19 protein-coding genes are annotated in these 23350 nt (G+C 71.8%); 13 read left to right on the top strand and 6 right to left on the bottom strand.

The window, feature by feature from the left end:
* Positions 1-30 precede the first annotated feature (30 nt).
* The 3 genes from QSK32_RS01480 to QSK32_RS01470 are packed head-to-tail and all read left to right on the top strand — an operon-like array spanning position 31 to position 1844.
* The gene (locus tag QSK32_RS01480; RefSeq protein WP_045747990.1) at positions 31-654 is read left to right on the top strand and encodes a TetR/AcrR family transcriptional regulator; all 624 of its coding nucleotides are present in this window, start codon (positions 31-33) and stop codon (positions 652-654) included.
* A gap of 21 nt (positions 655-675) precedes the next feature.
* Positions 676-1347 carry an NADPH-dependent F420 reductase gene (locus tag QSK32_RS01475; RefSeq protein WP_045747989.1) on the top strand — a complete coding sequence of 224 codons (672 nt, stop codon included), beginning with the start codon at positions 676-678 and terminating at the stop codon, positions 1345-1347.
* A 17-nt stretch (positions 1348-1364) separates the two neighbouring features.
* Positions 1365-1844: a molybdenum cofactor biosysynthesis protein gene (locus QSK32_RS01470; RefSeq protein WP_285471007.1), complete on the top strand. Its 480-nt coding sequence runs from the start codon at positions 1365-1367 to the stop codon at positions 1842-1844.
* A gap of 9 nt (positions 1845-1853) precedes the next feature.
* Here the strand turns inward: QSK32_RS01470 and QSK32_RS01465 are convergent, their stop codons facing one another.
* Positions 1854-2018, bottom strand: coding sequence for a hypothetical protein (locus QSK32_RS01465; protein WP_157411585.1), 165 nt, complete (start codon positions 2016-2018; stop codon positions 1854-1856).
* A gap of 148 nt (positions 2019-2166) precedes the next feature.
* On the opposite strand from QSK32_RS01465, the gene QSK32_RS01460 reads away from it, so the two are divergent.
* The 3 genes from QSK32_RS01460 to QSK32_RS01450 all read left to right on the top strand — a co-directional run bounded on the left by QSK32_RS01460 (position 2167) and on the right by QSK32_RS01450 (position 4262).
* A complete protein-coding gene (locus tag QSK32_RS01460; RefSeq protein ID WP_285471006.1) occupies positions 2167-2517 on the top strand; it encodes an ArsR/SmtB family transcription factor in 351 nt (116 codons plus the stop codon).
* A complete protein-coding gene (locus tag QSK32_RS01455) occupies positions 2514-2996 on the top strand; it encodes an SRPBCC family protein (RefSeq protein ID WP_045747986.1) in 483 nt (160 codons plus the stop codon). Before QSK32_RS01460 ends, QSK32_RS01455 begins: the two co-directional genes overlap by 4 nt.
* Positions 2997-3110: 114 nt before the next feature.
* Positions 3111-4262: a methyl-accepting chemotaxis protein gene (locus tag QSK32_RS01450; RefSeq protein WP_285471005.1), complete on the top strand. Its 1152-nt coding sequence runs from the start codon at positions 3111-3113 to the stop codon at positions 4260-4262.
* Between the two features lie 27 nt (positions 4263-4289).
* Here QSK32_RS01450 and QSK32_RS01445 read toward each other — a convergent pair whose 3' ends face one another.
* On the bottom strand, positions 4290-5318 hold the full coding sequence (locus QSK32_RS01445; protein ID WP_045747984.1) for an LCP family protein: 1029 nt from the start codon (positions 5316-5318) through the stop codon (positions 4290-4292).
* Between the two features lie 178 nt (positions 5319-5496).
* Between QSK32_RS01445 and QSK32_RS01440 the strand changes: the two genes are divergently transcribed.
* Positions 5497-7011 (top strand): family 43 glycosylhydrolase, encoded by a 1515-nt coding sequence (locus QSK32_RS01440; RefSeq protein WP_285471004.1) that lies wholly within the window; start codon positions 5497-5499, stop codon positions 7009-7011.
* A 948-nt stretch (positions 7012-7959) separates the two neighbouring features.
* On the opposite strand, the gene QSK32_RS01435 is transcribed toward QSK32_RS01440, so the two are convergent.
* Positions 7960-9324 carry a pyridoxal phosphate-dependent decarboxylase family protein gene (locus tag QSK32_RS01435; RefSeq protein ID WP_285471003.1) on the bottom strand — a complete coding sequence of 455 codons (1365 nt, stop codon included), beginning with the start codon at positions 9322-9324 and terminating at the stop codon, positions 7960-7962.
* Between the two features lie 596 nt (positions 9325-9920).
* On the opposite strand from QSK32_RS01435, the gene QSK32_RS01430 reads away from it, so the two are divergent.
* Entirely contained in the window at positions 9921-10427 is a 507-nt protein-coding gene (locus tag QSK32_RS01430; protein ID WP_285471002.1) for an NUDIX domain-containing protein, read from the top strand.
* A 630-nt stretch (positions 10428-11057) separates the two neighbouring features.
* Here QSK32_RS01430 and QSK32_RS01425 read toward each other — a convergent pair.
* Positions 11058-12926: a phosphatase PAP2 family protein gene (locus QSK32_RS01425; protein WP_285471001.1), complete on the bottom strand. Its 1869-nt coding sequence runs from the start codon at positions 12924-12926 to the stop codon at positions 11058-11060.
* A 166-nt stretch (positions 12927-13092) separates the two neighbouring features.
* Between QSK32_RS01425 and QSK32_RS01420 the strand changes: the two genes are divergently transcribed.
* Both QSK32_RS01420 and QSK32_RS01415 read left to right on the top strand, forming a co-directional pair.
* Positions 13093-14415 carry a jacalin-like lectin gene (locus QSK32_RS01420; protein ID WP_285471000.1) on the top strand — a complete coding sequence of 441 codons (1323 nt, stop codon included), beginning with the start codon at positions 13093-13095 and terminating at the stop codon, positions 14413-14415.
* A gap of 177 nt (positions 14416-14592) precedes the next feature.
* A complete protein-coding gene (locus QSK32_RS01415; protein WP_285470999.1) occupies positions 14593-15936 on the top strand; it encodes a phthalyl amidase in 1344 nt (447 codons plus the stop codon).
* 59 nt (positions 15937-15995) lie between these two features.
* Here QSK32_RS01415 and QSK32_RS01410 read toward each other — a convergent pair whose 3' ends face one another.
* Positions 15996-16889, bottom strand: coding sequence for a LysR family transcriptional regulator (locus QSK32_RS01410; RefSeq protein ID WP_045744204.1), 894 nt, complete (start codon positions 16887-16889; stop codon positions 15996-15998).
* A 104-nt stretch (positions 16890-16993) separates the two neighbouring features.
* Between QSK32_RS01410 and QSK32_RS01405 the strand changes: the two genes are divergently transcribed.
* Entirely contained in the window at positions 16994-20437 is a 3444-nt protein-coding gene (locus tag QSK32_RS01405) for a bifunctional proline dehydrogenase/L-glutamate gamma-semialdehyde dehydrogenase (RefSeq protein ID WP_285470998.1), read from the top strand.
* Between the two features lie 7 nt (positions 20438-20444).
* On the opposite strand, the gene QSK32_RS01400 is transcribed toward QSK32_RS01405, so the two are convergent.
* Positions 20445-21071 carry a maleylpyruvate isomerase N-terminal domain-containing protein gene (locus QSK32_RS01400; RefSeq protein ID WP_045744146.1) on the bottom strand — a complete coding sequence of 209 codons (627 nt, stop codon included), beginning with the start codon at positions 21069-21071 and terminating at the stop codon, positions 20445-20447.
* 101 nt (positions 21072-21172) lie between these two features.
* Here QSK32_RS01400 and QSK32_RS01395 point away from each other — a divergent pair, with 101 nt between their 5' ends.
* Both QSK32_RS01395 and QSK32_RS01390 read left to right on the top strand, forming a co-directional pair.
* Positions 21173-21628, top strand: coding sequence for a hypothetical protein (locus QSK32_RS01395; protein ID WP_045744147.1), 456 nt, complete (start codon positions 21173-21175; stop codon positions 21626-21628).
* 251 nt (positions 21629-21879) lie between these two features.
* Entirely contained in the window at positions 21880-23340 is a 1461-nt protein-coding gene (locus QSK32_RS01390; protein WP_045744148.1) for an aldehyde dehydrogenase family protein, read from the top strand.
* Positions 23341-23350 lie beyond the last annotated feature (10 nt).

Genomic DNA, 23350 nt, shown 5'->3' with positions numbered 1-23350 from the left:
ACGCGGTGTTAGCCGCGTTACCGTTGCCGCATGACCCCACCACCGCCGGCCGGACGCCGCCGCGCGCCCAGCAAGGGCGACCTGCGGGAGAAGGCGATCCTGGCCACCGCCCGGGATCTGCTGGCCCGCAAACCGCTCGCCGGGATCACCATCGACGAGCTGGCCGCCGGGGCCGAGATCAGCCGGTCCAGCTTCTACTTCTACTTCGACTCCAAGACGGCGGTGGTGGTGGCGCTCCTGCACGACCTGACCGGCGAGCTGGTCGTCGACTCCGGTCCCTGGCTGGACGGTCAGGGGCCGGACGCGCCGGCCCTGCGCCGCTCGCTCGCCGGCCTCGCCGGGCTCTGGCGCAGCCACGGCCGCCTGATCGCCGGCGCACTGGCCGCCGCCCCCGGCTGCCCGCCGATCGCCGCCTGGCGCTCCGCCCTGCGCGACGCCCACGTGACCCGGCTGGCCGCCCGCATCGACCGGGACCGGGCCGCCGGGACCGCGCCGCCGGGGCCGGACTCCACCGTGCTGGCCGGGATGATCGACGACCTGCGCAGCGCCACCTTCGCCGCCGCCACCGACCCGGAGGCCGCGGTCGACGACCTGGTCGTCGTCGAACTGCGGATGCTCTACGGGGATTTCCCGATTCCCGCCGCACGCGCCTGACACTTCTTGCACCCTGGTGGCATGCGGATCGGTGTCATTGGGGCAGGCCGGCTCGGCGGCACGCTGGCGACGTGGTGCGCCGAGAGTGGACACGAGGTGGCGGTGACGTCGCGCCACCCGGACCGGTTGCAGGACCTGGCCGACCGGTCCGGCGCGCAGCTGCGCGTCATGTCGGTGCCGCAGGCCGCGGCCTTCGGCGACCTGTTGGTGTTCGCGCCGAACTGGTGCTCGGCGCGGGAGGCGGTCGAGGTGACCCGGGCGGAGCTCGCCGGCAAGGTGGTCATCGACACCACCAACCCGGACGACCGGTCCGGCGACGGCGACGCGTACCACGGGACCGGCGCGTTCTCCGGCGGCGCCGGACACGACAGTGGTGGCAAGAGCGGGCTCGAGACCCTGATCGAGTGGGCACCCGAGGCGCACTGGGTGAAGGCGTTCAACACCATCCCGGCCGACGTGCTGTCCCGGCGGCGCGGGCACGACCCGCTGCTCGCCGAGTTCGTCTGCACGGACGAGACCGACGCCCGGACCCTCGCCTCGCAGATCATCCGGGACCTGGGGTTCGCCCCGTTCTACGCGGGCGGCGCACACGCCGCCTGGCTCACCGAACCCGGCGGCCCTCTGCAGAAGATCGAGGTGGACGTCGCGGACGCGACCGACGTGCTCGCCGAGGCACTCGCCACACTCCACTGAGCCCCTAGACTCCGGTCATGCCGGAGATTCTGGAAATGCTGGCGTCACCGATCCACCGGTTCGAGGGGCGGCCGTCGGACGGTCCCGCTCCGGCGCCCGAGGGCGAACTGGTGCCGGCGATCCACATCCGGGCCGGCCTGGGCATCACCGGCGACCGGTACTTCGGTCATCCGGCCCACAAGGACGCGAGCATCACGGTGATCGCGGCCGAGTCGCTGCCGCCGGGGACCGGCCTCGCCCAGGTACGTCGCAACGTGCTGGTCAGTGGCATCGCGGTGGACGACCTGGTGGGCCGGATCCTGGTGCTGGACTCGGGCGACGGGCCGGTGCGGCTGCACGCGCGGCGACCGGCCAACCCGTGCGGGTGGATGGACGTGACGGTCGGTCCAGGGGCGATGCGGGCCCTGCGCGGGCACGGGGGGATCCGCTGCGTCCCCCTGGACGACGGTGTTCTGCGGCTGGGCCCGGTGACGGCCGCGATCCTGCCGGCCGGCTGACGGCGGGGTTCACGCCGGCAGGGCGACGGCCACCGGCCGGCTCTCCCGCGCGGCGGCCTCCCGGTGTGCGGTGACGGCGGCGGTGAAGCGCAGAGCGGCGTCCTCGCGGCGGCGCAGCCAGGCAGCGTGGGTGTTGCGGGTGGTGGCCGGCGTCGACGTGCCGATGCTGATCATGGCTGCTCCCTGGGGACCGTGGCGTTTCGGGGACTCGCCCTATCGGCCGTCCCACCCGTCCCGTCAGGAAATCCAAGATCAGCAACCCGGAAGCAACCTACAACCAAACGGTTGCACATTGTCGGGGCGGCGGCTAACGTACAACAACATGGTTGTAGGTCATCTGACCGCCGCGGACGCCGACCGGGTCTTCCACGCGCTGGCCGACGCCACCCGGCGCGACATCCTGATCCGGGTGATCCGTTCCGAGCAGTCCGTCTCCGCCCTGGCCCGGCACTACCCGATGAGCTTCGCCGCGGTGCAGAAACACGTGGCCGTCCTGGAGAAGGCCGCCCTGGTCGGCAAGGAACGCCGCGGACGTGAGCAGATGGTCCACGCCGAGCACGAGACCCTGCGACGGATCGCGCGCCTACTGGACGCCTACGAGGACCTCTGGCGCCAACGAACCGACCAGATCACCGCAATACTCGAAGAAGACGACGAAAGGGTAGAAAAATGACCGTGATCAGCACGACCAAGGACGTCGAGGCCTTGACCCTCACGTTCGTCGCCGAGTTCACCGCCCCGGTGGACCGGGTCTGGCAGGTCTGGGCCGACCCCCGCAAGCTGGAGCGCTGGTGGGGCCCGCCGACCTGGCCGGCCACCTTCGACAGCTACGACTTCACCCCCGGCGGCCAGGTCAGGTACCACATGACCGGCCCGGATGGCGAGAAGGCCCGCGGCTGGTGGACGATCACCGCGATCGATGCGCCGCACCGGCTGGAGTTCGACGACGGGTTCGCCGACGACAACGGCGACCCGGTCGACCTCACCGACATCACCCGCGGCGTGGTGACCCTGGAGGCGGCCGGCGCCGGGACCCGGATGACCACGGTGTCCACGTTCACCAGCGCCGAGCAGCTGGAGCGGATGGTCGCGATGGGCATGCTGGAGGGCATGAGCCAGGCCATGGGCCAGATCGACGAGCTTCTGAAGTGACGCCGAGCGCCGGGCGAACCGCCTTCGTGGGGCCGCCCGGCGCGGTAGCGTCAGAGACACCACCACGTGCCCGATTCGGGGAGGGATTGTGGCGCTCCCGGATGCGGTCCTGGCGTGATATTCCTACTGGCCAGCGCTGTGCTCGTCGCCACAGCAGCCGTCGCCCTCCTCCTCTGGCACCGCAGGAACGGCCGAACCGGCCCCGGCGCCGCGGCGGACGCCCGCCAGATCATCGCCACCCTCACCGAGACCGTCCGGCAACGCGACGACGAGCTCGCCCAGCTCCGTGACGACGTCGAGGCCGGCGTCCAGGACGCCCAGGCCGAGCAGCGCCAGCTCAACCACCGTCTGCGCCGCCGTGCCAAGGAGGCGATCGACGGCACCGCCGCGGTGATCGGCGGCAAGCTCGAGGACGTGGTGGTGCAGGTCGGCGAGGCCCGCGAGTCGGCCACCGCCACCCACGAACGGGTCAGCGCCACCAACGAGGCCGCCGCCGCCCTGGTCCGGCGCGCACACAGCGCCGAGGAGGCGGCCACCGCGCTGAACGCCAGCCTGCGGCAGGTCGCCGGGATCGCCGGGGTGATCTCCGGGATCGCCTCGCAGACCCGGCTGCTCGCGCTGAACGCCACCATCGAGGCGGTCCGGGCCGGCGCCGCGGGCAGCGGTTTCGCGGTGGTCGCCGACGAGGTGAAGGGCCTGGCCGACACCACCGCCGACTCGACCGAGCAGATCACCAGCACGATCGCCACCCTCGAGGCGGACGTCGCCCAGATGAGCGCCACGCTCACCGCGATCATCACGGACGTCGGCGACATCGAGGACGCGATGCGCCAGCTCGACCAGATCGCCGACCGGCAGCAGAGCATCGTCCTGCAGCTGCACCACAGCGTGGACGCGACGATGGAACAGATCGGCGACCTCTCCGACGTCGCCGAACGCCTGGAACGCCGCCGGCACGACCGGCTCGACGTGGAGGGCACGGCGACGCTGCGCGCGGTGGGGCGTTCCCAGCCGATCACCGCGCGGATGCTCGACCTCAGCGCCGAGGGCCTGGGCTGCGCGGTGCCGGCCGACACACCGCTCGCGGTCGGCGACGCGGTGCGGGCCGAGTTCTCGGTGAACGGTCTCACCGGCTCGTCCGAGGCCCGCGTGATGCGCCGCCGGCTGCGCGACGACCACGCCGAGATCGGCCTGCACTTCCACGACATGCCGGAGCAGGTCCGCCAGAACATCGAAAACCACCTGGCCCGGATGGGCAACGACTGACCACCCCGTCCGGGGTACGCGCCGCGTTCAGCGCCCGGTCAGCCCGCTGAACGACTCGTGCCGGGTGAAGTACTCCGCCATCTCGTCGGTCTGCAACGCGGTGAACAGCTCCGCGCAGCCGCTCTCGGAGAGCCGGTTGGCGGTCCCCGACGCCGACGACACGAACCCGTCCGACGGGATGGTCGTGAAGTACAGGTCGTCGGCCCGCAGCCCGGACAGCTCCCCCGCCATGGTCGCCAGGTCGAGCCCCTGGTCGATCACGAGAGCACCGCCGGCCGTCATGATCAGGCTGTTCAGTTTGAGCGGGTTCGCCAGCACCGCCGGGGACGTGACCTTGGCCGCCAGCGCCCGCAGGTACTGCTGCTGGCGCCGGACCCGGTCGAAGTCGCCGTCCGGGAGCCCGTACCGCTGGCGCACGTAGATCTCGGCCCGTCTGCCGTCGAGCACCTGCCGCCCGGCCCGGAAGACGAAGCCGGTACGCCCGTCCCGGACGGTCCGGTCGATCCGCACCTCGACGCCCCCGACCGCGTCGGTGACGGCCCGGATCGCCGCGAAGTCGGCCCGGATCACGTGGTCGACGCTCAGCCCGGTGAGGTGGCTGACCACCTGGACGACCAGGGGCGCGCCGCCCCACGCGTACGCGGCATTGATCTTCGTCTTGCCGCCGGACCACTTGCCGGGGACCGGCGGGACGTAGACGTAGGAGTCCCGGGGGAAGGAGACCACGGTCGCCGCGGTGCGGTCGGCGTCCAGGTGCACCAGCATGATCGTGTCGGACCGGGACTCCGCCGCGGTCCAGCCCTTGCGGGTGTCCACGCCCAGGATGAGCAGGTTCTGCGCGCTGCCCGCCCCGGGTGCGACCAGGCTCCACGGCGACGCGGTGTACTCCGGCCGGACCGTGATCCGGGGCAGCGCGGACGCCTCGGCGAGCACGTCGTCGCGTTCCACCGCCCGGTTGAACCGGTACGCCAGGACCCCGCTGGTGACCACGAACGGACCGAGGGCCAGCGCGATCAGCGCGAAGGCGACGATCAGACGGCGCCGCCAGCGCGGCATGCGCCTCCAGCGGGACTCGGATGCGGCCACACCGTTCTCATCGGCACCGCGTGAGCCCCCGCTGAGCCCACTGGGGAATCGACAACCTTGACACCCCTTATGTGAGCGTTAACATAGACGTAACACGATGCTTACCTCCACCGTCCCCGCGGTGCCCCCATCCCCGTTAAGGAGCGTCATGTCCAGGAACCGGCCGACGGCCCTGCGCCTCGCGCACGTGGCCGCCGCTCTCGTCCTGCTCGCCACCGCATCCGTCCTCGCGGTCGTCCTCCCCCGCAGCGCACCCGCCCAGGCGGCCACCACGTTCACCAACCCGGTTGCCGCCGCCCCCTACGGCGCCGACCCGTGGGTCGGCTACTACAACGGCTACTACTACCTGGCCGCCACCACCTGGAACTCGCAGGTCGTGATCAAGCGGGCCACCTCGGTCGCCGCCCTACCCGGCGCAGGCGAGAACGTCGTCTACACCGGCACCGCCACCGCCAGCTGCTGCAACGTGTGGGCGCCGTCGATGCACCGGCTGACCGGCCCGAACGGCACCCGGTGGTACCTGTACTACAGCGCCGGCACCGCCGCCTGCTGCGACGGGCAACGCTCGTTCGTGCTGGAGAGCTCCGGCGACAACCCGCTCGGGCCGTACACCTTCAAGGGCCAGCTGAACGTGCAGGCCGGCAACGGCTGGGCCATCGACGGCAGTGTCGCCACCATCAACGGGGCGAACTACTTCCTCTACTCGTCGTGGGTCGGTGACCTGCAGAGCCTGTTCATCGCGCCGATGACCAACCCGTGGACGGTGTCGGCGTACGGCACGCGGATCTCGTACCCCACCTACGACTGGGAGAAGGTCGGCGGGAACACCGAGGAGGGCCCGTACATCCTGCAACGCAACGGGCAGACCTTCCTGACCTTCTCCGCCAGCTCCTGCAACACCCCCGACTACAAGATCGGCATGCTGACCCTGACCGGCACCAACCCGCTGTCCGCGTCCAGCTGGACCAAGAAGTCCACCCCGCTCTTCCAGCGCAGCGACGCCAACAGCGTCTTCGGCCCCGGCCACCACTCGTTCTTCACGTCTCCGGACGGCACCGAGACGTGGATGGCCTACCACGCCAACGAGACCACCGCGCAGGGCTGCGGCGCCACCCGCACCACCCGGCTGAAGAAGGTCACCTGGAACTCCGACGGCACCCCCAACCTGGGCACCCCCGACGCCCTGACAGCGTCATTGACCGCCCCCGCCGGCGACCCCGGCGGCACGGTGTCCTTCCCGGTCGCCGGCACCCGCTATCGCATCGTCAACCAGAACAGCGGCAAGGTCCTCGACGCCCAGAACTGCGGCACCGCCAACGGCACCGCCATCCAGCAGTGGACGTCCCTGGGCAACGCCTGCCAGCAGTGGACCTTCACGAAGACGACCGCGAACTACTACCGCATCACCAACGCCAACAGCGGCACCGTCCTCGACTCGGTGAACTGCGGCACCGCCAGCGGCACCGCCCTCAACCTGTGGGCCAGCCTCGGCAACGCCTGCCAGGAGTGGAGCCTCACCCCGATCAACGGCGGCTACCTGATCGCCAACCGCGGCAACGGCCTGGTCCTCGACGTGACGAACTGCGCCACCACCGACGGCACCGCGGTCCGCCAATGGTCCTCCCTCGGCAACACCTGCCAGCAGTGGAACATCACCGCCTGACAACCCCGCCTGAAGGCGCCGACTCCCCGTCGGCGCCTTCTCCTTTTCTCGTACGCGCAAAAGCAGCCGCCCCGACCTCGCCACTCTCCATCGGATCGTCCCGCAGACCGATCAGGCGTTCCGTGGCCTCCACGTCCAGCGGAACGTGCTCGACGGCGATATCCGCACCCCGGACCCGCAGTCCCACAGCGTCGCCCCAGCCGACACGGCGGGCGATCGATCAACACTGCGCCGCGGGCGACGCGCGGCTCGGGAGCCACCCCACAAGCCGGCCCGCCGTCGCCCGCGGCTGCCACACGGAAGCCAGACCACAGCCGGCCGTCGCCCGCGGCTCTGCCCGTGACGCCGGTCAGCCACCGATGACGGCCCGCAACCGCCAGCCGTCGCCCGCGGCCGTTTTCGGCTCACGGACGAACCATGACCGACGGCCGAGCCAGTCAAGCCGTCGACCACGGCCACCCGGAAGGACGAAACCAGCCCTCAACAACGGCTCGAGAGCGCCCAGCCGTCGCCCACGGCCGTTCTCGGCTCACGGACGAACCATGACCGACGGCCGAGCCAGTCAAGCCGTCGACCACGGCTGGCCAGGAAGACGAAACCAGCCACCAGCGACGGCTCACGACCACCAGCCGTCGAACAAGGCCACCCTCGACCCACAGACCAACCATGACCGACGGCCGAGCTGCCCCGAGAATGCCGCCCGTCATATTTTGATCTTGGCGACGGTCCAGGAGGCAGCGCGCGACTGACCGGCGCCGACGGATGAAGCGACCGGACGTGACTCTCGGCAGACGCGATGGCAGCCGACACAGAGCAAGCACCTGGTCCGCCGTCCGGACGAAGCCGTCGACATCCGCGGCGGCCGGGACCGTGCCCCGAAGCCGGACGAAGCCGTCGGCATCCATGATGTCCACGGTTGCGGCTTTCGGCGTACCCCGGCAGGTGAATTCAGACGACCCGGCGCAGAGCCTCGAAGATCCGGTCGACGTCGGTGTCGGCGGTACGCCAGTTGCTGAAAGCGGCACGCAACGCGGGCGCCCCCTGGTAGACCGTCGGGGTCAGGAACGTCTCGCCGGAGTCGGCGACGGCCTGGACGGTCGCCGGCACGTCGGGAACGCTGAAGCAGACGACGTTCAGGCGCACCGGGGCGAGCAGCCGGACGCCGGGCAGCGTGGCGAGGAGATCGCCCAGCCGGTGCGCCGCGGCGGTGGTCCGGGTGACGATCTCGGCATGGCCCTCTCTGCCGTACGCGGTGAGCGTGAACCAGCTGGCCAGAGCACGGAGGCGGCGCGAGTTCTCCGGGGTGAGGTGCACGAAGTCCGGGTTGTCCTCGGGCACACCCAGGTAGGGCGCGGTGTTGCGGAAGACCGCGATCTGCAGGTCCCGCCGCCGGGTGAACTGGACTGCCGCGTCGTACGGCACGTTGAGCCATTTGTGCAGGTCGACGCAGACCGAGTCGGCGTCGGACAGTCCGTCGACGAGGTGGGCGTGCGCCGGGGACAGGGCCGCGAAGCCGCCGAACGCCGCATCCACGTGCAGCCAGAACCGGTAGCGCTCGCGCAGTGCCGCGACGGCCCGCAGGTCGTCGAAGTCGACGGTGTTGACCGTTCCGGCGTTGGCCACCACGATCACCGGCCGGCCGTCCTGCGCGGCGAGCGCCTCCTCGAGGGCGCGCACGTCGACGGCTTCCCGGCCGGGCAGCGTGGGCACCGGCTGCAGCGAACCCCGGCCCAGCCCGAGCACGGCCAGCGCCTTGACCACGCTGGAGTGGGCCGAACCGGACAGTACCGTGACCGGTCCGAGCGCCGCCGCGCCCTGCTCCGCCACGTCGACGCCGCGCTGCTCGCCGAGCCACTGCCGGGCGATCGCCAGTCCGACCAGGTTGGACTGGGTGGCGCCGCTGACGAACGCCCCACCGAACGCGGGCGTCAGCCCGAACATCTCCCGCAGCCAGCCGACCGTCTCGTCCTCGAGGGCGCCGGCCGACGACCCGGTCCGGTTCGAGCCGTTCTGGTCGAAGGTGCCGGTCAGCCAGTCCCCGGCGAGGGCCGCCGGGGTGGCGCCGCCGGTGACGAACCCGAGGTACCGGGGTCCCGCGCTGCCGGAGAAGCCGGGCGCCCACCGCTCGCTGAAGATCTCCAGTGCCCCGGCCGTCCCCACACCCCGTTCCGGAAGCGGCGCCGGGGCGGGGACGGCCGGGGCTGCCGCGACCGGCCGGTCGGCCAGGCCGGCGAGCACCCGCACGGCTTCGTCACGGGTGGCCTGCAGCAGGCCGGGCAGGTCGGCCAGGTCGTCGGCCAGGAAACGGTCCATGATCAGATTGTGGGCCGGACCGGACCGCCATGTCGCGGTCCAGTTCCGGGCACCTGGCTCAGCCGACGTTCGGGATCCGCCAGAGGACCACCGTCGCCTCCCGGCCGGCGCGGTGGCACACCCGCAGCAGCCAGCCGAGGCCGATGAGTGAGACACCGTTCTGCGTCCGCCGTCACTCTCCTCATCGGGTACGAGCAAGCCGGGAGTCCCCGAACCCGCGGCGGACGGCCCGGCTGCCACACCGGGCCGTCGCTGGGCGCACGCTCATGTGCGCCGCGTAGGGGAGGTTCATCGCCGGGCGAAGGGGTCGCCGATGCGGATCGCGGCGAGACGGAGCTGGCTGCGCTCGCCCAGGAAGGTGCACGAGGAACTCGGCGTGCAGGTAGCAGCAGGACCCGTACGCACGGCGCTGATGGAAGCCATGTGGAGCGCTCGCGTTTGACCGTCAACGCGCCGCCTCACGACGAATCCAGACGCCACCGTATTCCCGTCGATCTTCCTCAGCCGAGATCTTCTTTCAGAGTCATCGCTCGATCTCTCGGTTGATAGTCTCCGGCGGTGCCGATCATCCGCCTCGCTACCGCGTCCGATGTGCCATGACGCCCAACCTGCGCCGCGCTGTCCGCGCGGTCATCCTTGATGAGGACGACCGCATCCTGCTCTGCCGGTTCGACTTTCCTCACCCAGCGGTACCCGAGCAAGCGAAGGCGGTCTGGGCGGCGCCAGGCGGCGGCATCGAGCCCGGCGAGGACTCGCTGACGGCTCTGCGCCGTGAACTGCGTGAGGAAACCGGTCTGGCGATCACCGCCGATCCACCGCACATCTGGCACCAGGAAATCTCGGCCGTCGACCATCCGCGGGCCTCCGGCGGCATCGTCAACGACTACTTCCTCATCCGCGCAGACAACTTCCAGCCACGCGGCGACCTGACGGACGACCGACTCGCTGCCGAGGAGAATCTGGGCGGGTTCCGCTGGTGGCAGCTCTCGGAGATCGCCGGCCATACGGGACCTGAGCTGTTCTCGCCCCGCGACCTCACTACACCCTTGACAGCGCTGCTCACTGCAGGAATTCCGGATCGGCCGGTCCGACTCGGCCTCTAGAGACACGTTTCGTGGTCAGGGTGCGAAGCCCATCCGCGTGGTGATTTCGGGCGCGCTGGACGCCCCAATTCACCACACCCCTGGTGGTGTGGTGAATACGGGCGCGCTGGACGCCCGAAATCACCACGCTGTTGTGGGTGTGGTGAATACGGGCGTGCTGAGCGCCCGAAATCACCACAGAGGCAGACCCTGACTGCGAAGGTGTCTAGCGAATCTCCAGAGGCGCAGACCGCCGTGCATGGGCTGAGGCCTGGGAGCACGTAGGGCATAGGTCCGGGCTGGTCGCGGTGGCGCGGACCGCGGCCTTGCGGGTGCGGCCGCAGATGCCGCACTGTCGCATGGGGCTTCGGTAACACTTCCGCAGCTTCCGGCGCCGTCCTCGCGCCGGGAGATCACCATGGCTCTGGCGCCGCAGGCGGCGTTCCAGTTCTCGGCGTAGGTACAGCAACACGCGAGAGCCTCGGCCGATGGCGGCCGGGCGGTGACGCGAATCGGACCACTCGCGTCACCGCCCGGCGCGACAGCCTCGCGGCCGAGATCGACGCGGTCGGGACAAACGCGATCGCACAGGGTGTGCAGAAGGGCTCCGTCATCAACCGCTGAACGCCGGCCGGCCCGGCCCGGAAAGGGTCAACCGGCGATGCGGGCGTACAGGGTGCCGCCGGACAGGAACAGGGACGCGCGGTAGCCCGGCGTCGTCACGGCCACCCGGGGCAGGCCGCCCTTGATCCGGCGGGCCTTGAGCAGCGGGACGGCCGCGCGGTAGCCCCGCTTCGACGGCTCCACCGTGAGCTCCACGGTCGCGCCCGCACCCAGCGTCGCCTCCTCGTCCACCGTGAGGGCGGCGGCGGACTCCGCGCGTACCCCCAGAGAGAGCCTGCCCGACGTCTGGCGGAACCGGCCGCCGACCCGGACCGCCGCGGACGCCAGGCGCAGCGTGCCGCCGGTGACCGTGACGTCGCCGTCGCCGAGCGCGTGCCGGCCGTCCGCGACCAGGGTGCCGGCCGCGACGGTGGTGCCGCCGCGGTACGTGTTGTCGCCGCTCAGGGTCAGCGTGCCGGTGCCCAGCTTGACCAGCCCGCCCCGGCCGTCGATGTCGTTGCGCCAGTTGTCCGCGGCGTGGAAACCGCCGGCGGCGCCGTCCATCGTCACCGCCACGGTCGCGTCGAACGTGCCGTAGCCGTCCGCCGCGGTGAACAGGTCGAGCCGGCCCCACTGCTCGGGGCCGTCCAGGAGCGGGTTGCCGGCGGCCAGGCCGGTGGTCCGGAGCACCTCACGGCGCTGGGCGGCGTCCAGATAGGGCAGACGGGTCTCGAGCAGCACCTCGGCACCCTTCGGCACGCTCACCTTCGCCGTCGACCGGCGACCGGGCAGGCCGTACGTCTGCTTCGCCCGGACGCTCGCGGCGTTGACGGTGCGGTCCGCGTACCCGTCGAGGGCCTTGCTCTGGGAGTGCGCGAAGACGAAGACGTCGCCACCCACCTTGGCCTGGAAGTATGCGGCGGCCTGGGCGCGCGCCTCGGCCTTGAGGGTCGCGTTGTCCGCGTCGCCCAGGATGGCGGCGGCCAGTGCGGTGCCCAGGATCCGCCCGCCGATCACGTCGGCCGGTGAGTGCATGCCCGCGATGATCCGGGTCTCGGCCAGGTCGTAGGCGGCGGCGACCATCTCCTGGAAACGTTCCGGCACCGCGTACGCGAATGCCAGCGACGCCAGGAACAGCGCGTTGGTGTGGCCGCTGACGTAGCCGCCGTCCTCGGCCGGGGTGTTGCTGCGCTGACGCAGCAGGGTGGGTACGACCACGGTGTCAGCGTCGTAGACCGGGTAGCCGAACGCGTCCACCGTGCCGGTGTCCACGACCCGGCTGTCCGCGGTCATCCGCCACGGGCGCGGGTACTGGAAGGAGAACTTGCTCGGGTTGCCGGACGACCAGTTGCCGCGCAGCGTGTTCACCAGGGTGACTACCTTGCCCAGCTCGGACGTGGCGGAGCCGGCGCCGAGCGCGGAACCGGCCGGGGCGTCGGCGGGCACCGCGTCGCTGACCGTGGTCGCCGGGGTGGTGGACGGCGCCGAGGTGATGCCGGTGACGGCGAGCGCGCCGGCCTTGTAGACGTCGGCGAGCGGGCCCAGGCCGGCGATCACCGAGTAGCTCTGGTGCTGGCGGTCCACGACGAACGCGCGGTCGGCCTGCGCGGCGGTCCGGTGCGTGGTGGTCTGCACGCAGTAGCGGACGTTGGCGCGCAGGAAGGCGCGGTCCAGGGCGGTGCCGGTGTTCCAGGCCGTGCCGGTGGTCCACAACTGCTGCATGCCGGAGAGGATCCGGACCGCGGCGTTGGTGTCCACGGTCAGGTTGGCCGTGGTGTTCGTCCGATAGGCATCGACGAAGGCCGTTGCCGTCGTCGACGTCGTCGCAGCGGACGCGGCGGCCGGGGCGCCACCGATGGCGATCAGGCCGGCGGATCCGGCGGAGACTTTCAGGAGGGACCGGCGGCTCAATGCCATCGTGAGAACTCTTTTCAGGGGGGTGAGATCGCGGCCCAGCTTCGGTGCGGCCTGCGACAACCCGGCCAACTGACCGTGCTGTGCACGTGAACACTCCTCGAACGGGCCTTCTCTTCGGACCGGCCGAGTCCTACTGTCCAGTAACCCCCGATGGAGGAGCACCCCCATGCTTCGATCTCTTGTCGCGGCCTCGGTCGCCGCGGTGGCCGTCCTGGCCGTCCCCACTCCCGCCTCGGCCGCCCCCAGCGGCACCTTCCGCCTGCTCACCTACAACGTCGCCGGGCTGCCGGACATCATCTCCAGCGCCGAGACCGACCGGCAGAGCGCGCACACCGCGATCGGCCAGCGGATCTCGTCCTACGACGTGGTCCAGGTGCAGGAGGACTTCAACTACCACGCCTATCTGTACGCGTCCGACACGAGTCATGCGTACCGCACCCCGACCAGCGGTGGCGCGGGCATCGGCGACGGGCTCAACACGCTGTCCAAACCGGCGTACGACACCGACGACTTCGAACGGGTCCGCTGGAACTCCTGCCAGTGGGACTCCGGCGACTGTCTCACCCCGAAAGGCTTCACGTTCGCCCGGCACCGGCTGGCCGACGGTGTCTACGTCGACTTCTACAACCTGCACACCAACGCGGGCACCAGCGACGGCGACCAGACCTCCCGCGCCGACAACCTCGCCCAGCTGACCACCTTCATCGCGTCCCACTCGCGGGGCAACGCGGTGATCGTGATGGGTGACACCAACACCCGCTACACCCGGGCGGCCGACACGATCCGCACCTTCGTCAGCGCCAACGGCCTCACCGACGCCTGGGTCGAGCTGGAACGCGGCGGCAGCGCCCCGGCGGCCGGCTCGGACGCGCTGCTCTGCGACGCGGCGGCGATCACCGACACCTGCGAGGTGGTCGACAAGATCCTGTACCGGAGCAGCCGGTTCGTCACCCTGACCGCCACCGACTACCACAACGAACACGCCGGGTTCATCACCAGCGACGGCCTGATGCTCTCCGACCACTTCCCGATCAGCACCGCGATGAGCTGGACGGCCAACTCGTCGTACCAGCTCAGCGAACAGTTCGGCGGCCCGCACGGCGACTACTTCACCGACATCGACGCGGTCCCGGCCGCCGGTCGGCTGACCTCGATCGGCCTGCGCGCGGGCTCCCGGGTCGACCAGATCTCGGCGACGTCGGCCACCGGCACCCTCACCCACGGCGGCACCGGCGGCACGGCCCAGTCGCTCACGCTCTCCTCGTCGGAGTACGTGACCGCGGGCACCCTGTGCCGCGGACAGTACGACTCGCACACCCGGATCTTCTACACGAAGTTCACCACCAACCTGGGACGCAGCATCGCCGGCGGCACCACCACATCGGACTGTGTCACGCGGACGGCACCCAGCGGCTGGCAGATCGCCGGCTTCCACGGCCGCGCGGGTGACGAGGTGGACAAGGTCGGCTTCATCTACACCAGTCGCTGAGTCCCGTTCCGGGGCGCACATGAGCGTGCGCCCGGCGACGGCCCGGTGTGGCAGCCGGGCCGTCCGCCGCGGGTCCGGGGGCTCCCGGCTTGCTCGTACCCGATGAGGAAGAGCGACCCGCCGCCCGCCTTGACATGGACGTGGGTAAATCATTGGATGTTACCGGGAGGTAACGCCATGATCGTTCGTCGTGCCGCAGTGGTGGCGCTGATGGTCCTCGGCTCGCTGAGCCCGGTGGGTGCCGCGCAGGCCGCGCCCACCTGCGGCGCGCCGACGCCGAGCGTGTCCCAGCCCGGTTACCTGATCGGCGACCCGGACTGCGAGGCGGACGGCTCGGACTTCACCGCCCTGCCCGGCGCGACGGTCCGGACCGGCATCCTGCGCGACGCCGCCTACCGGGTCGAGATCCCTCGCCAATGGAACGGCAAGCTCGTGCTGTGGGCGCACGGCTACCGCGGCAGCGGCACGACGGTGCTGGTCGACTCCCCTGACCTGCGCGAACACTACGTCCGCAACGGCTTCGCGTGGGCCGCCTCCAGCTATGCGACGAACGGCTACGACGTCGGGCAGGGCGTCCGGGACTCGCACGCGCTGATCGGCCTGTTCCGCGACCTGACCGGGCGGGCGGCACGCCAGGTGTTCATGACCGGCGAGTCGATGGGCGGGCACATCACCGCGGTGGCGATCGAGGAGTTCCCCCGCTCGTTCGCCGGGGCGATGCCGACCTGCGGGGTGCTCGGCGACGTCGAGCTGTTCGACTACTTTCTGGACGCGAACGTGAGCGCCGCCGCACTGGCCGATGTGGACATCGCGTTCCCGCTGCGGCCCGATGCGGACTATCCGGACCGGTGGGCGGCCCAGGTCCAGCAGATCATGACCGGTCTCGACGAGGGCACCTGGTCGGACGTGCTGGAACGCCGCACCGGTGGTGAGCGTCCCGGCTTCGACGCCGCGTTCGCCTTCTGGAGCGCGGTGACCTCCGACGGGCTGCCGTTCCTGCAGAGCCTCTGGCCGGGGCTGAGCGGCGGCACCGCCGGGATCGCCCCCGGCAACCTGACCGACAACCGGCACACCGTCTACCGGATCGGCGACTCGCGCCGCCTCACCGCCGCCGAGAAGCGGCTCAACACGGACGTCCTGCGCGTGGCCCGCACCGCGACGGCCGACCCGGGCCTCGGCGGCGTTCCGCGCGTCGACGGCCGGCCGTCGATCCCGGTCCTGTCCCTGCACGGCATCGGCGACCTGTTCGTCCCGTTCTCGATGGAACAGCAGTACGCCCGCGAGGCCCAGCACAACGGCCGCTCCCACCTGTTCGTCTCCCGGGCCGTCCGGGACGTGACCCACTGCGGTTTCACGCAGGCCGAACTGCAGCGCGGCTTCGACGACCTGGTCCGCTGGACGCAGACGGGCAGGCGCCCGGCCGGCGACGCGATCCTGGACCGCCGGGCCGTGGCCGCCCCCGGTTTCGGTTGCCGCTTCACCGTCGGCGCCCGATCGGAATTCCCCGCCTGCCCCGCTTGATCGTGGTCGCCCGGCGGGATGAGCCGCTCCCGTGGTCAGCGCACCCTCCGAGCGGGCGGCTATGAGGCGGCCGCCCGGGACAGGATCTCGCGGAACGCCCGGGCGGCCGGTGACGCCGCCCCCGCCGTCCGCTGCGCCGTGAAGATCGTGCGGCGGGGCAGTTCGTCCAGGTCCAGGAGGCGGCAGGAGGTCGGGCGGCCCGCCCACACCAGGTCCGGGATCAGGGCGACCGCGTTGCCGGACTCGACCAGGCGCATGTGGGCCTGCAGGTCGGCCGTCTCGTAGCGGACGTCCGGTTCGAAACCGGCCCGGCGGCACGCCTGTTCGGCGAAGTGGCGGGAGGCGGCGCCGCGCGGCTCCATCACCCACGGCATGTGCCGGGCCGTGTCGAGGGAGTCGACGGGGTGCAGGGACAGCGACGTCGGGGGCAGGGCGAGCCGGATCGCGTCGGTGGTCAGGTCGCGGCGGTCGAGTCCGGGATGGTGTGGTGCGGCGTGTGCCGGGTACTGCTCGGCGATGACCATGTCGAAGTCGCGCGCCCAGGTCTCGCGGAGCGCTTCCTCGGGCTCGCGCTGCACCATCTCGACGCGTACGTCGGGGTGGGCCGAGGCCATGGATCGCAGGGTGGCCGGCATGAAGGCGAGCGCCGCCGACTGGAACACGGCCACCCGGACCCGGCCGGTGACGCGGGTGGCGGCCGCCTGCAGCCGGGCTTCGGCGCGTTCGAGGGTGTCGAGGACTTCGCCGACGGAGTCGACCAGGACCAGAGCCTGCGGGGTGAGCTGGACGCGGCGGCCGGACTTGCGCAGCAGCTGCGTGCCGGTCTCCTTCTCCAGCAGGCTGAGCTGCTGGCTGACCGCGGACGGGGTGAAGTTGAGGGCCTCGGCGACGGCGGCGAGTGTGCCCCGGACGGCGAGTTCGCGGAGCAGGATCAGACGGCGGATCTCCAGCACGCGCACACGTTAGCTGAACTGAAGATTACCGGTCACAAAGCATTGCTTTTCCTAACCGGATTCGGGACCACAGACTGTGGCCGTATACGGAAGGAGTACCCCTGATGTCCGAGATCGCTGACGAGACGATCGCCCTCGTCCGGAGGTGGCTGCACGAGGCGTCGACCGTCAAGGTCGGCGGTTCCGCCGCGCAGCTCGCCGGTGTGCTGCGCGACCCGAAGGGGCTCGCCTTCGCCGTCGGCTTCGTGGACGGCGTGGTCCGTCCCGAGGACCCGCGGGTCAGCGCCCGCGCCCTGAAGGACCTCTCCGCCGACGTGCCCGGCTTCCTGCCCGTGCACCTGCGCGCGGCTGTCAAGCTCGGTGGCACGCTCGCGCCGATGATGCCCGGTGTGGTCGTCCCGATCGCCCGCCGCGCCCTGCGCCAGATGGTCGGCCACCTGATCGTGGACGCCTCCGACGCCCGCCTGGGCCGGGCGATCACCCGGATCCGGCAGCGCGGCGTCCGCCTGAACGTCAACCTGCTCGGCGAGGCCGTCCTGGGCCGCGGCGAGGCCACCAAGCGCCTGACCAGCACCGAGAAGCTGCTGGCCCGGCCGGACGTCGACTACGTGTCGATCAAGGTGTCGTCGACGGTCGCCCCGCACAACCCGTGGGCGTTCGACGAGGCCGTCGACGACATCGTCGCCGAGCTCACTCCCCTGTTCACGCTGGCCGCCGACACCGGCAAGTTCGTGAACCTGGACATGGAGGAGTACAAGGACCTCGACCTGACGATCGCGGTCTTCACCCGGCTGCTGGACCGGCCGGAGATGCTCAAGCTCGAGGCCGGCATCGTGCTGCAGGCGTACCTCCCGGACGCGCTGAGCGCCATGATGCGGCTGCAGATCTGGTCGGCGTCGCGGCGCGAACGCGGCGGCGCGGGCATCAAGGTGCGCCTGGTCAAGGGCGCGAACCTGCCGATGGAGCAGGTCGAGGCGGAGCTGCACGGCTGGCCGGTGGCCACCTGCGACAGCAAGCAGGCGACCGACACCAACTACAAGCGGGTGCTGGACTACGCGCTGCACCCGGACCGGATCGGCAACGTACGGCTGGGCGTCGCCGGGCACAACCTGTTCGACGTCGCGTACGCCTGGCTGCTGGCCGGCCGGCGCGGCGTGCGTGCGGGTGTCGAGTTCGAGATGCTGCTGGGCATGGCCGAGGGCCAGGCGGAGGCGGTCCGGCGCGAGGTCGGCGGCCTGTTGCTCTACACCCCGGTGGTACGCCCCGAGCAGTTCGACGTGGCGATCGCGTACCTGATCCGCCGCCTCGAGGAGGGTGCCAGCTCGGACAACTTCATGTCCGCCGTCTTCGAGCTGCACACGAGCGAGGCGCTGTTCGAGCGGGAGAAGGCGCGTTTCCTGGCATCGCTGGCCGACCTGGACGACACCGTCCCGGGCACGCACCGGGTGGCCGACCGGTTCGCCGCCGTGGAGCGTCCCGAGCCCGGCCGGTTCGTCAACACCCCGGACACCGATCCGGCCGTGGCCGTCAACCGGGCCGCCCTGCGCGCCGTGATCGCCGAGGGGAGCGAGCTCGGCGTCGCCGCGATCGACGCGGCCCGGATCACCGAGCAGTCCGTGCTCGACGCGACCCTGTCCCGGGCCGCCGCGGCCGCCGCCGCCTGGCAGGCGCTGCCGGCCACCGAGCGGGGCCGGGTGCTGCACCGGGTCGGCGAGAGGCTGGAGTCGCACCGGACCACCCTGCTCGAGGTGATGGCGGCGGAGGCCGGCAAGACGCTGGACCAGGCCGACCCGGAGGTCTCCGAGGCGATCGACTTCGCCCACTACTACGGCGAGCTGGCCACCGAGGAGGTGGACGGCGCCATCCGGGTGCCGGCCACGCTGACCCTGGTCACGCCGCCGTGGAACTTCCCGGTGGCGATCCCGGCCGGTTCGATGCTGGCCGCCCTGGCCGCCGGTTCCGCCGTCGCGATCAAGCCGGCCGGTCCCGCGGAGCGCTGCGGTGCGGTGCTCGCCGGTGTCGTCCGGGACGCGCTGGCGGCCGAGGACGTGGACCCGGACCTGGTCACGCTGGTGCAGGTGGACGAGGCCGGCCTGGGCCGGGAACTGATCGCGCACCGGTCGGTGGACCGGGTGATCCTGACCGGCGCCTACGAGACGGCCGAGCTGTTCCGGTCGTTCCGCGCCGACCTGCCGCTGCTCGCCGAGACCAGCGGCAAGAACGCGATCATCGTGACCCCGAGCGCGGACCTGGACCTGGCCGTCAAGGACGTGGTGTCCTCGGCGTTCGGGCACGCCGGCCAGAAGTGCTCGGCGGCGTCGCTGGTGGTACTGGTCGGCAGCGTCGCCCGGTCGCAGCGGTTCCGTACCCAGCTGCTGGACGCGGTGTCGTCGCTCGAGGTCGGTTACCCGTCGGATCCGCGTACCCAGGTGGGCCCGCTGGTCGAGCCGGCGTCCGGCAAGCTGCTCGACGGCCTGACCACTCTCGGCCCCGGCGAGCGCTGGCTGCTGGAACCCTCGCAGCGTGACGAGTCCGGCAGATCGTGGACGCCGGGCATCCGGGACGGAGTGCGGCGCGGGTCGGCGTACCACCTCACCGAGTACTTCGGACCGATCCTCGGCATCATGACCGCGGACACCCTGGACGAGGCGATCGACCTGGTCGATGAGGTGGACTACGGCCTGACGTCGGGTCTGCACTCGCTCGACGCCGACGAGATCCGCACCTGGCTGGACCGGGTCCGGGCCGGCAACCTCTACGTCAACCGCGGCATCACCGGGGCGATCGTGCGGCGGCAGCCGTTCGGTGGCTGGAAGCGGTCAGCGGTCGGACCGGGCACCAAGGCCGGCGGACCGAACTACCTGATCGGCCTGAGCGACTGGGCGCCCCGCCCGGCCGAATCCGGCGCGGAGATCAGCCACCCCGGTGTGCGGGTGCTGCTGAACGCGGCCCGTCCGGTGCTGACCGACGAGGAATACGCGTCGGTGCAGCGCGCGGCCCGCAGCGACGCGGCGTTCGACATCGGAGCGTCGGACGTGTCCGCGCTGGCGGCGGAACGCAACGTGCTGCGGTACCTGCCGTGCCCGGTGACCGTGCGCCTGACCGCGGACGGCACCGTCGCCGACCTGGTACGGGTGCTGGCCGCGGGCATGCTGGCCGGTGCGCCGGTCACGGTGTCCAGCGCGGAGCCGCTGCCGGAGGAACTCGCCGCCCGCTGCCCCGGCCTGGTGGTCGAGGACGACGCGGCGTTCGCCGCCGGGCTGACCGCGGGCCGGGTCCGCCTGATCGCCGGCCGGTCCGCATCGGACCAGGTCACGATCGGGGCGACGGGCGCGACCGCGGTCGTCTCCCCGGCGGGGCTCGCGACCAGGGCCGCGGCGCAGGCGGTGGCGCAGGCCACCGGCGGGCGTCCCGACCTGGCCGTCTGGGCCGGTCCGGTGACCGAGGCCGGGCGCGTGGAGATGCTGCCGTTCCTGCGCGAGCAGGCGATCAGCATCACCGCCCACCGGTTCGGGAACCCTCTGCCGCTGGTCCGGGAAGTGCTTTAGGGGTACGTCAGACCACCGAGAAGCCGTCGGGAAGTGTGCCGCGGCCTGTCAGCGCGCGCAGCGTGGGCAGGCCGTGGCCGATCGCGGCGGCCACCCGGGCGGCGATCGCCAGCGACTCGGCGATCGTCTCCGGGTCCAGCATGATCGGCAGACCGGTCGCCGCGGCCGCGTCGGAACCGTGCACGACGAGCTCGAACGTCCGGGTCGGCAGCCAGTCCGCCAGTCGCATGCCACCGGCCGGGGTGACCACCAGCTCGTCGTCGCCGACGCCGGCCAGCGCCGCGGTGGCCCGCCCGATGTGCCCGCTGACCGCGTCCGCGGGGTCGTCGCCCAGTTCCACGCCGGTGGCCCGCGCGTCCTCGGCCGCCCCCGCCTGATGCGCCGCGACCAGCGCCGGCGGGGCGGTCCGGGCCATTCCGAAGTACGCCTCCGGGGCCGGCACCACCAGTGCCGGTGCCCGCGGTGCCCCGAGGGCCGCGGGCACCTGGCGCAGCCCGGAACCGACCGTGTGCCCGAGCAGGTCCCGCAGCGTCCAGTCGCCGAGGCCGGGACCGTCGAGCCGGTCGGGCGGGATCCGTGACACCAGGTCGGCGAAGGCGATGGCGGCGGAGCGGTAGGTACGGCGGTAGTCCATGACACCAACCTGCCATGCCGCCCGCCGGTCCCGGCCCGGAGGGGCTCGACGTCCCCCTGCTCCGCTGAGCGGCGGTCGCCCGGGTTACCTAGGCTGGGGGCATGCTGACAGCGAAGCAGACCAGTGTCTGGCGAGGACGGTACGACCTGTCCCAGGACGGGACACCGATCGCGGTCTGGGATCCGTCCGTCTGGAAGTCCGGCGGCCGGTTCGAGCTGGCAGGACGCGCCTACCAGGTCCGGAGCAACGCCTGGGGCACCAGGTTCACCATGACCGACGAGCTCGACATCCGGGTCGCCGAGGCCGAACGGGTCGGCCGCAAGACCTGGACCGTGCTCGCCGACGGCCGCACCTATGCGTTCCGCCGCCCGTCGTTCTGGCGCCACGACCAGGAGCTGATGGACGGTGACACCCCGGTGGGCCTGATCAGGCGCACCAGCGCGTGGCGCAACGAGGCCTCCGCCGAGCTGCCCGGTCTGCCGCTGCCGCTGCAGGTCTTCGTGATGACCGTGATCCTCACGATGTGGCGGGCCCAGGACTCCGCGGCGGCCGCCTGACCCGCGGGCCCGAGTCTCGGGCTGCCGCCCACTGTGTCAGGTGGACGGCAGCCCGATGGTGGGGCTCGGCGCGAAGTCAGCTTAACCCTACAAACAGGACATATTGTGTAGGCGCGCGGTGCGATCCCCCGTCGCCCGCACGCCCTTTCCGGAACATCCCGTTGATCTGCCGGTAACACCGGTCTACGGTCAGCCTCACCTGGCCGCCGTCGGCCCCCGGAGCGGGCCGGCCCGCCCCTACGGGAGGCACCATGCTGCTCGACGAGAAGTCCTGGACCGGCGCCGTCTTCATCGGCGGAGAGTGGCGTCCCGGCCGGGGCGGCACCCGTGACGTCGTCGAACCGGCCACCGGGGCGGTGCTCGGCCGCGCCGGCCTGGCCGCACCGGAGGACGTGGCCGAGGCCGGGCGGATCGCGGCCGAGGCCGGGCGGGAGTGGGCCGCCACCCCACACCCGCGACGGTCCGCGGTGCTGCGGCGGGCGGCGCAACTCTGGGCGGAGCACGCCGAGGAGATCTCCGGATGGAACGTCCGGGAGGTCGGCGCGATCCCGCCGATGGCCGGGTTCGCACTGCACGTCGCGGAACAGGAGTGCTGGGAGGCCGCCGCGCTGCCCAGCCGGCCCTACGGCGAACTGCTCGCCAGCGAGGAACCGCGCCTCTCGATGGCCCGGCGGGTCCCGGCGGGCGTGGTCACCGTGATCGCCCCGTTCAACGTGCCGATCATCCTGGCCATCCGGTCGGTCGCCCCGGCACTCGCCCTGGGCAACGCCGTCCTGCTGAAGCCGGATCCGCGGACCGCCGTGACCGGCGGGGTGACGCTCGCCCGGATCTTCGAGGAGGCCGGACTGCCGCCCGGGGTGCTGCAGGTACTGCCCGGCGGCGTGGACGTCGGCGAGGCGATGATCACCGATCCGCACGTGCGGGTGGTCTCGTTCACCGGTTCGACCCGGGCCGGGCGCCGGGTCGGCGCGCTCGCCGGGGAACACCTCAAACGGGCCCACCTGGAACTGGGCGGCAACTCCGCGATGATCGTGCTGGACGACGCCGACGTGGCCGCGGCGGTCGACGCCGCCTCCTTCGGTTCCTGGTTCCACCAGGGGCAGATCTGCATGACCACCGGACGGCACCTGGTGCACACCTCCCGGTACGACGAGTTCGTGGACCGGCTGGCCGCCAAGGCCGCGGCACTGGCGGTCGGCGACCCGGCCCGCGAGCAGGTGGCCCTCGGCCCGGTCATCGACGCCACACAACGGGACCGGATCCACGACGTGGTGACCCGCTCGTCCGGCGCGGGGGCACGGGTGGCGGCCGGCGGCACGTACCGGGACCTGTTCTACGCGCCGACGGTGCTCGCCGACGTCCGGGGCGACACTCCGGCGTTCGCCGAGGAGATCTTCGGGCCGGTCGCGCCGGTGGTGCGGTTCGCCGACGCCGAGGAGGCCGTGCGGCTCGCCGGGGCCGGCGAGTACGGCCTGTCGCTCGGCATCGTCACCCGCGACGTGATGCACGGTCTCGCCCTGGCCGACCGGATCCCGACCGGGATCGTGCACATCAACGACCAGACCGTCAGCGACGAGGCGAACAGCCCGTTCGGCGGGGTCGCGGCGTCCGGAACGGGTTCCCGGTTCGGTGGTGCGGCGGCCAACGTCGCGGCGTTCACCGAGACGCGCTGGGTCACCGTCCGCGACCGACTGCCGGGGTACCCCTTCTAGGGAAAAGTTG

The organism is Actinoplanes sp. NBRC 101535 (genome assembly GCF_030269225.1).
GTDB lineage: Bacteria > Actinomycetota > Actinomycetes > Mycobacteriales > Micromonosporaceae > Actinoplanes > Actinoplanes rectilineatus.
This window is presented reverse-complemented; position numbering and strand designations above follow the sequence as displayed.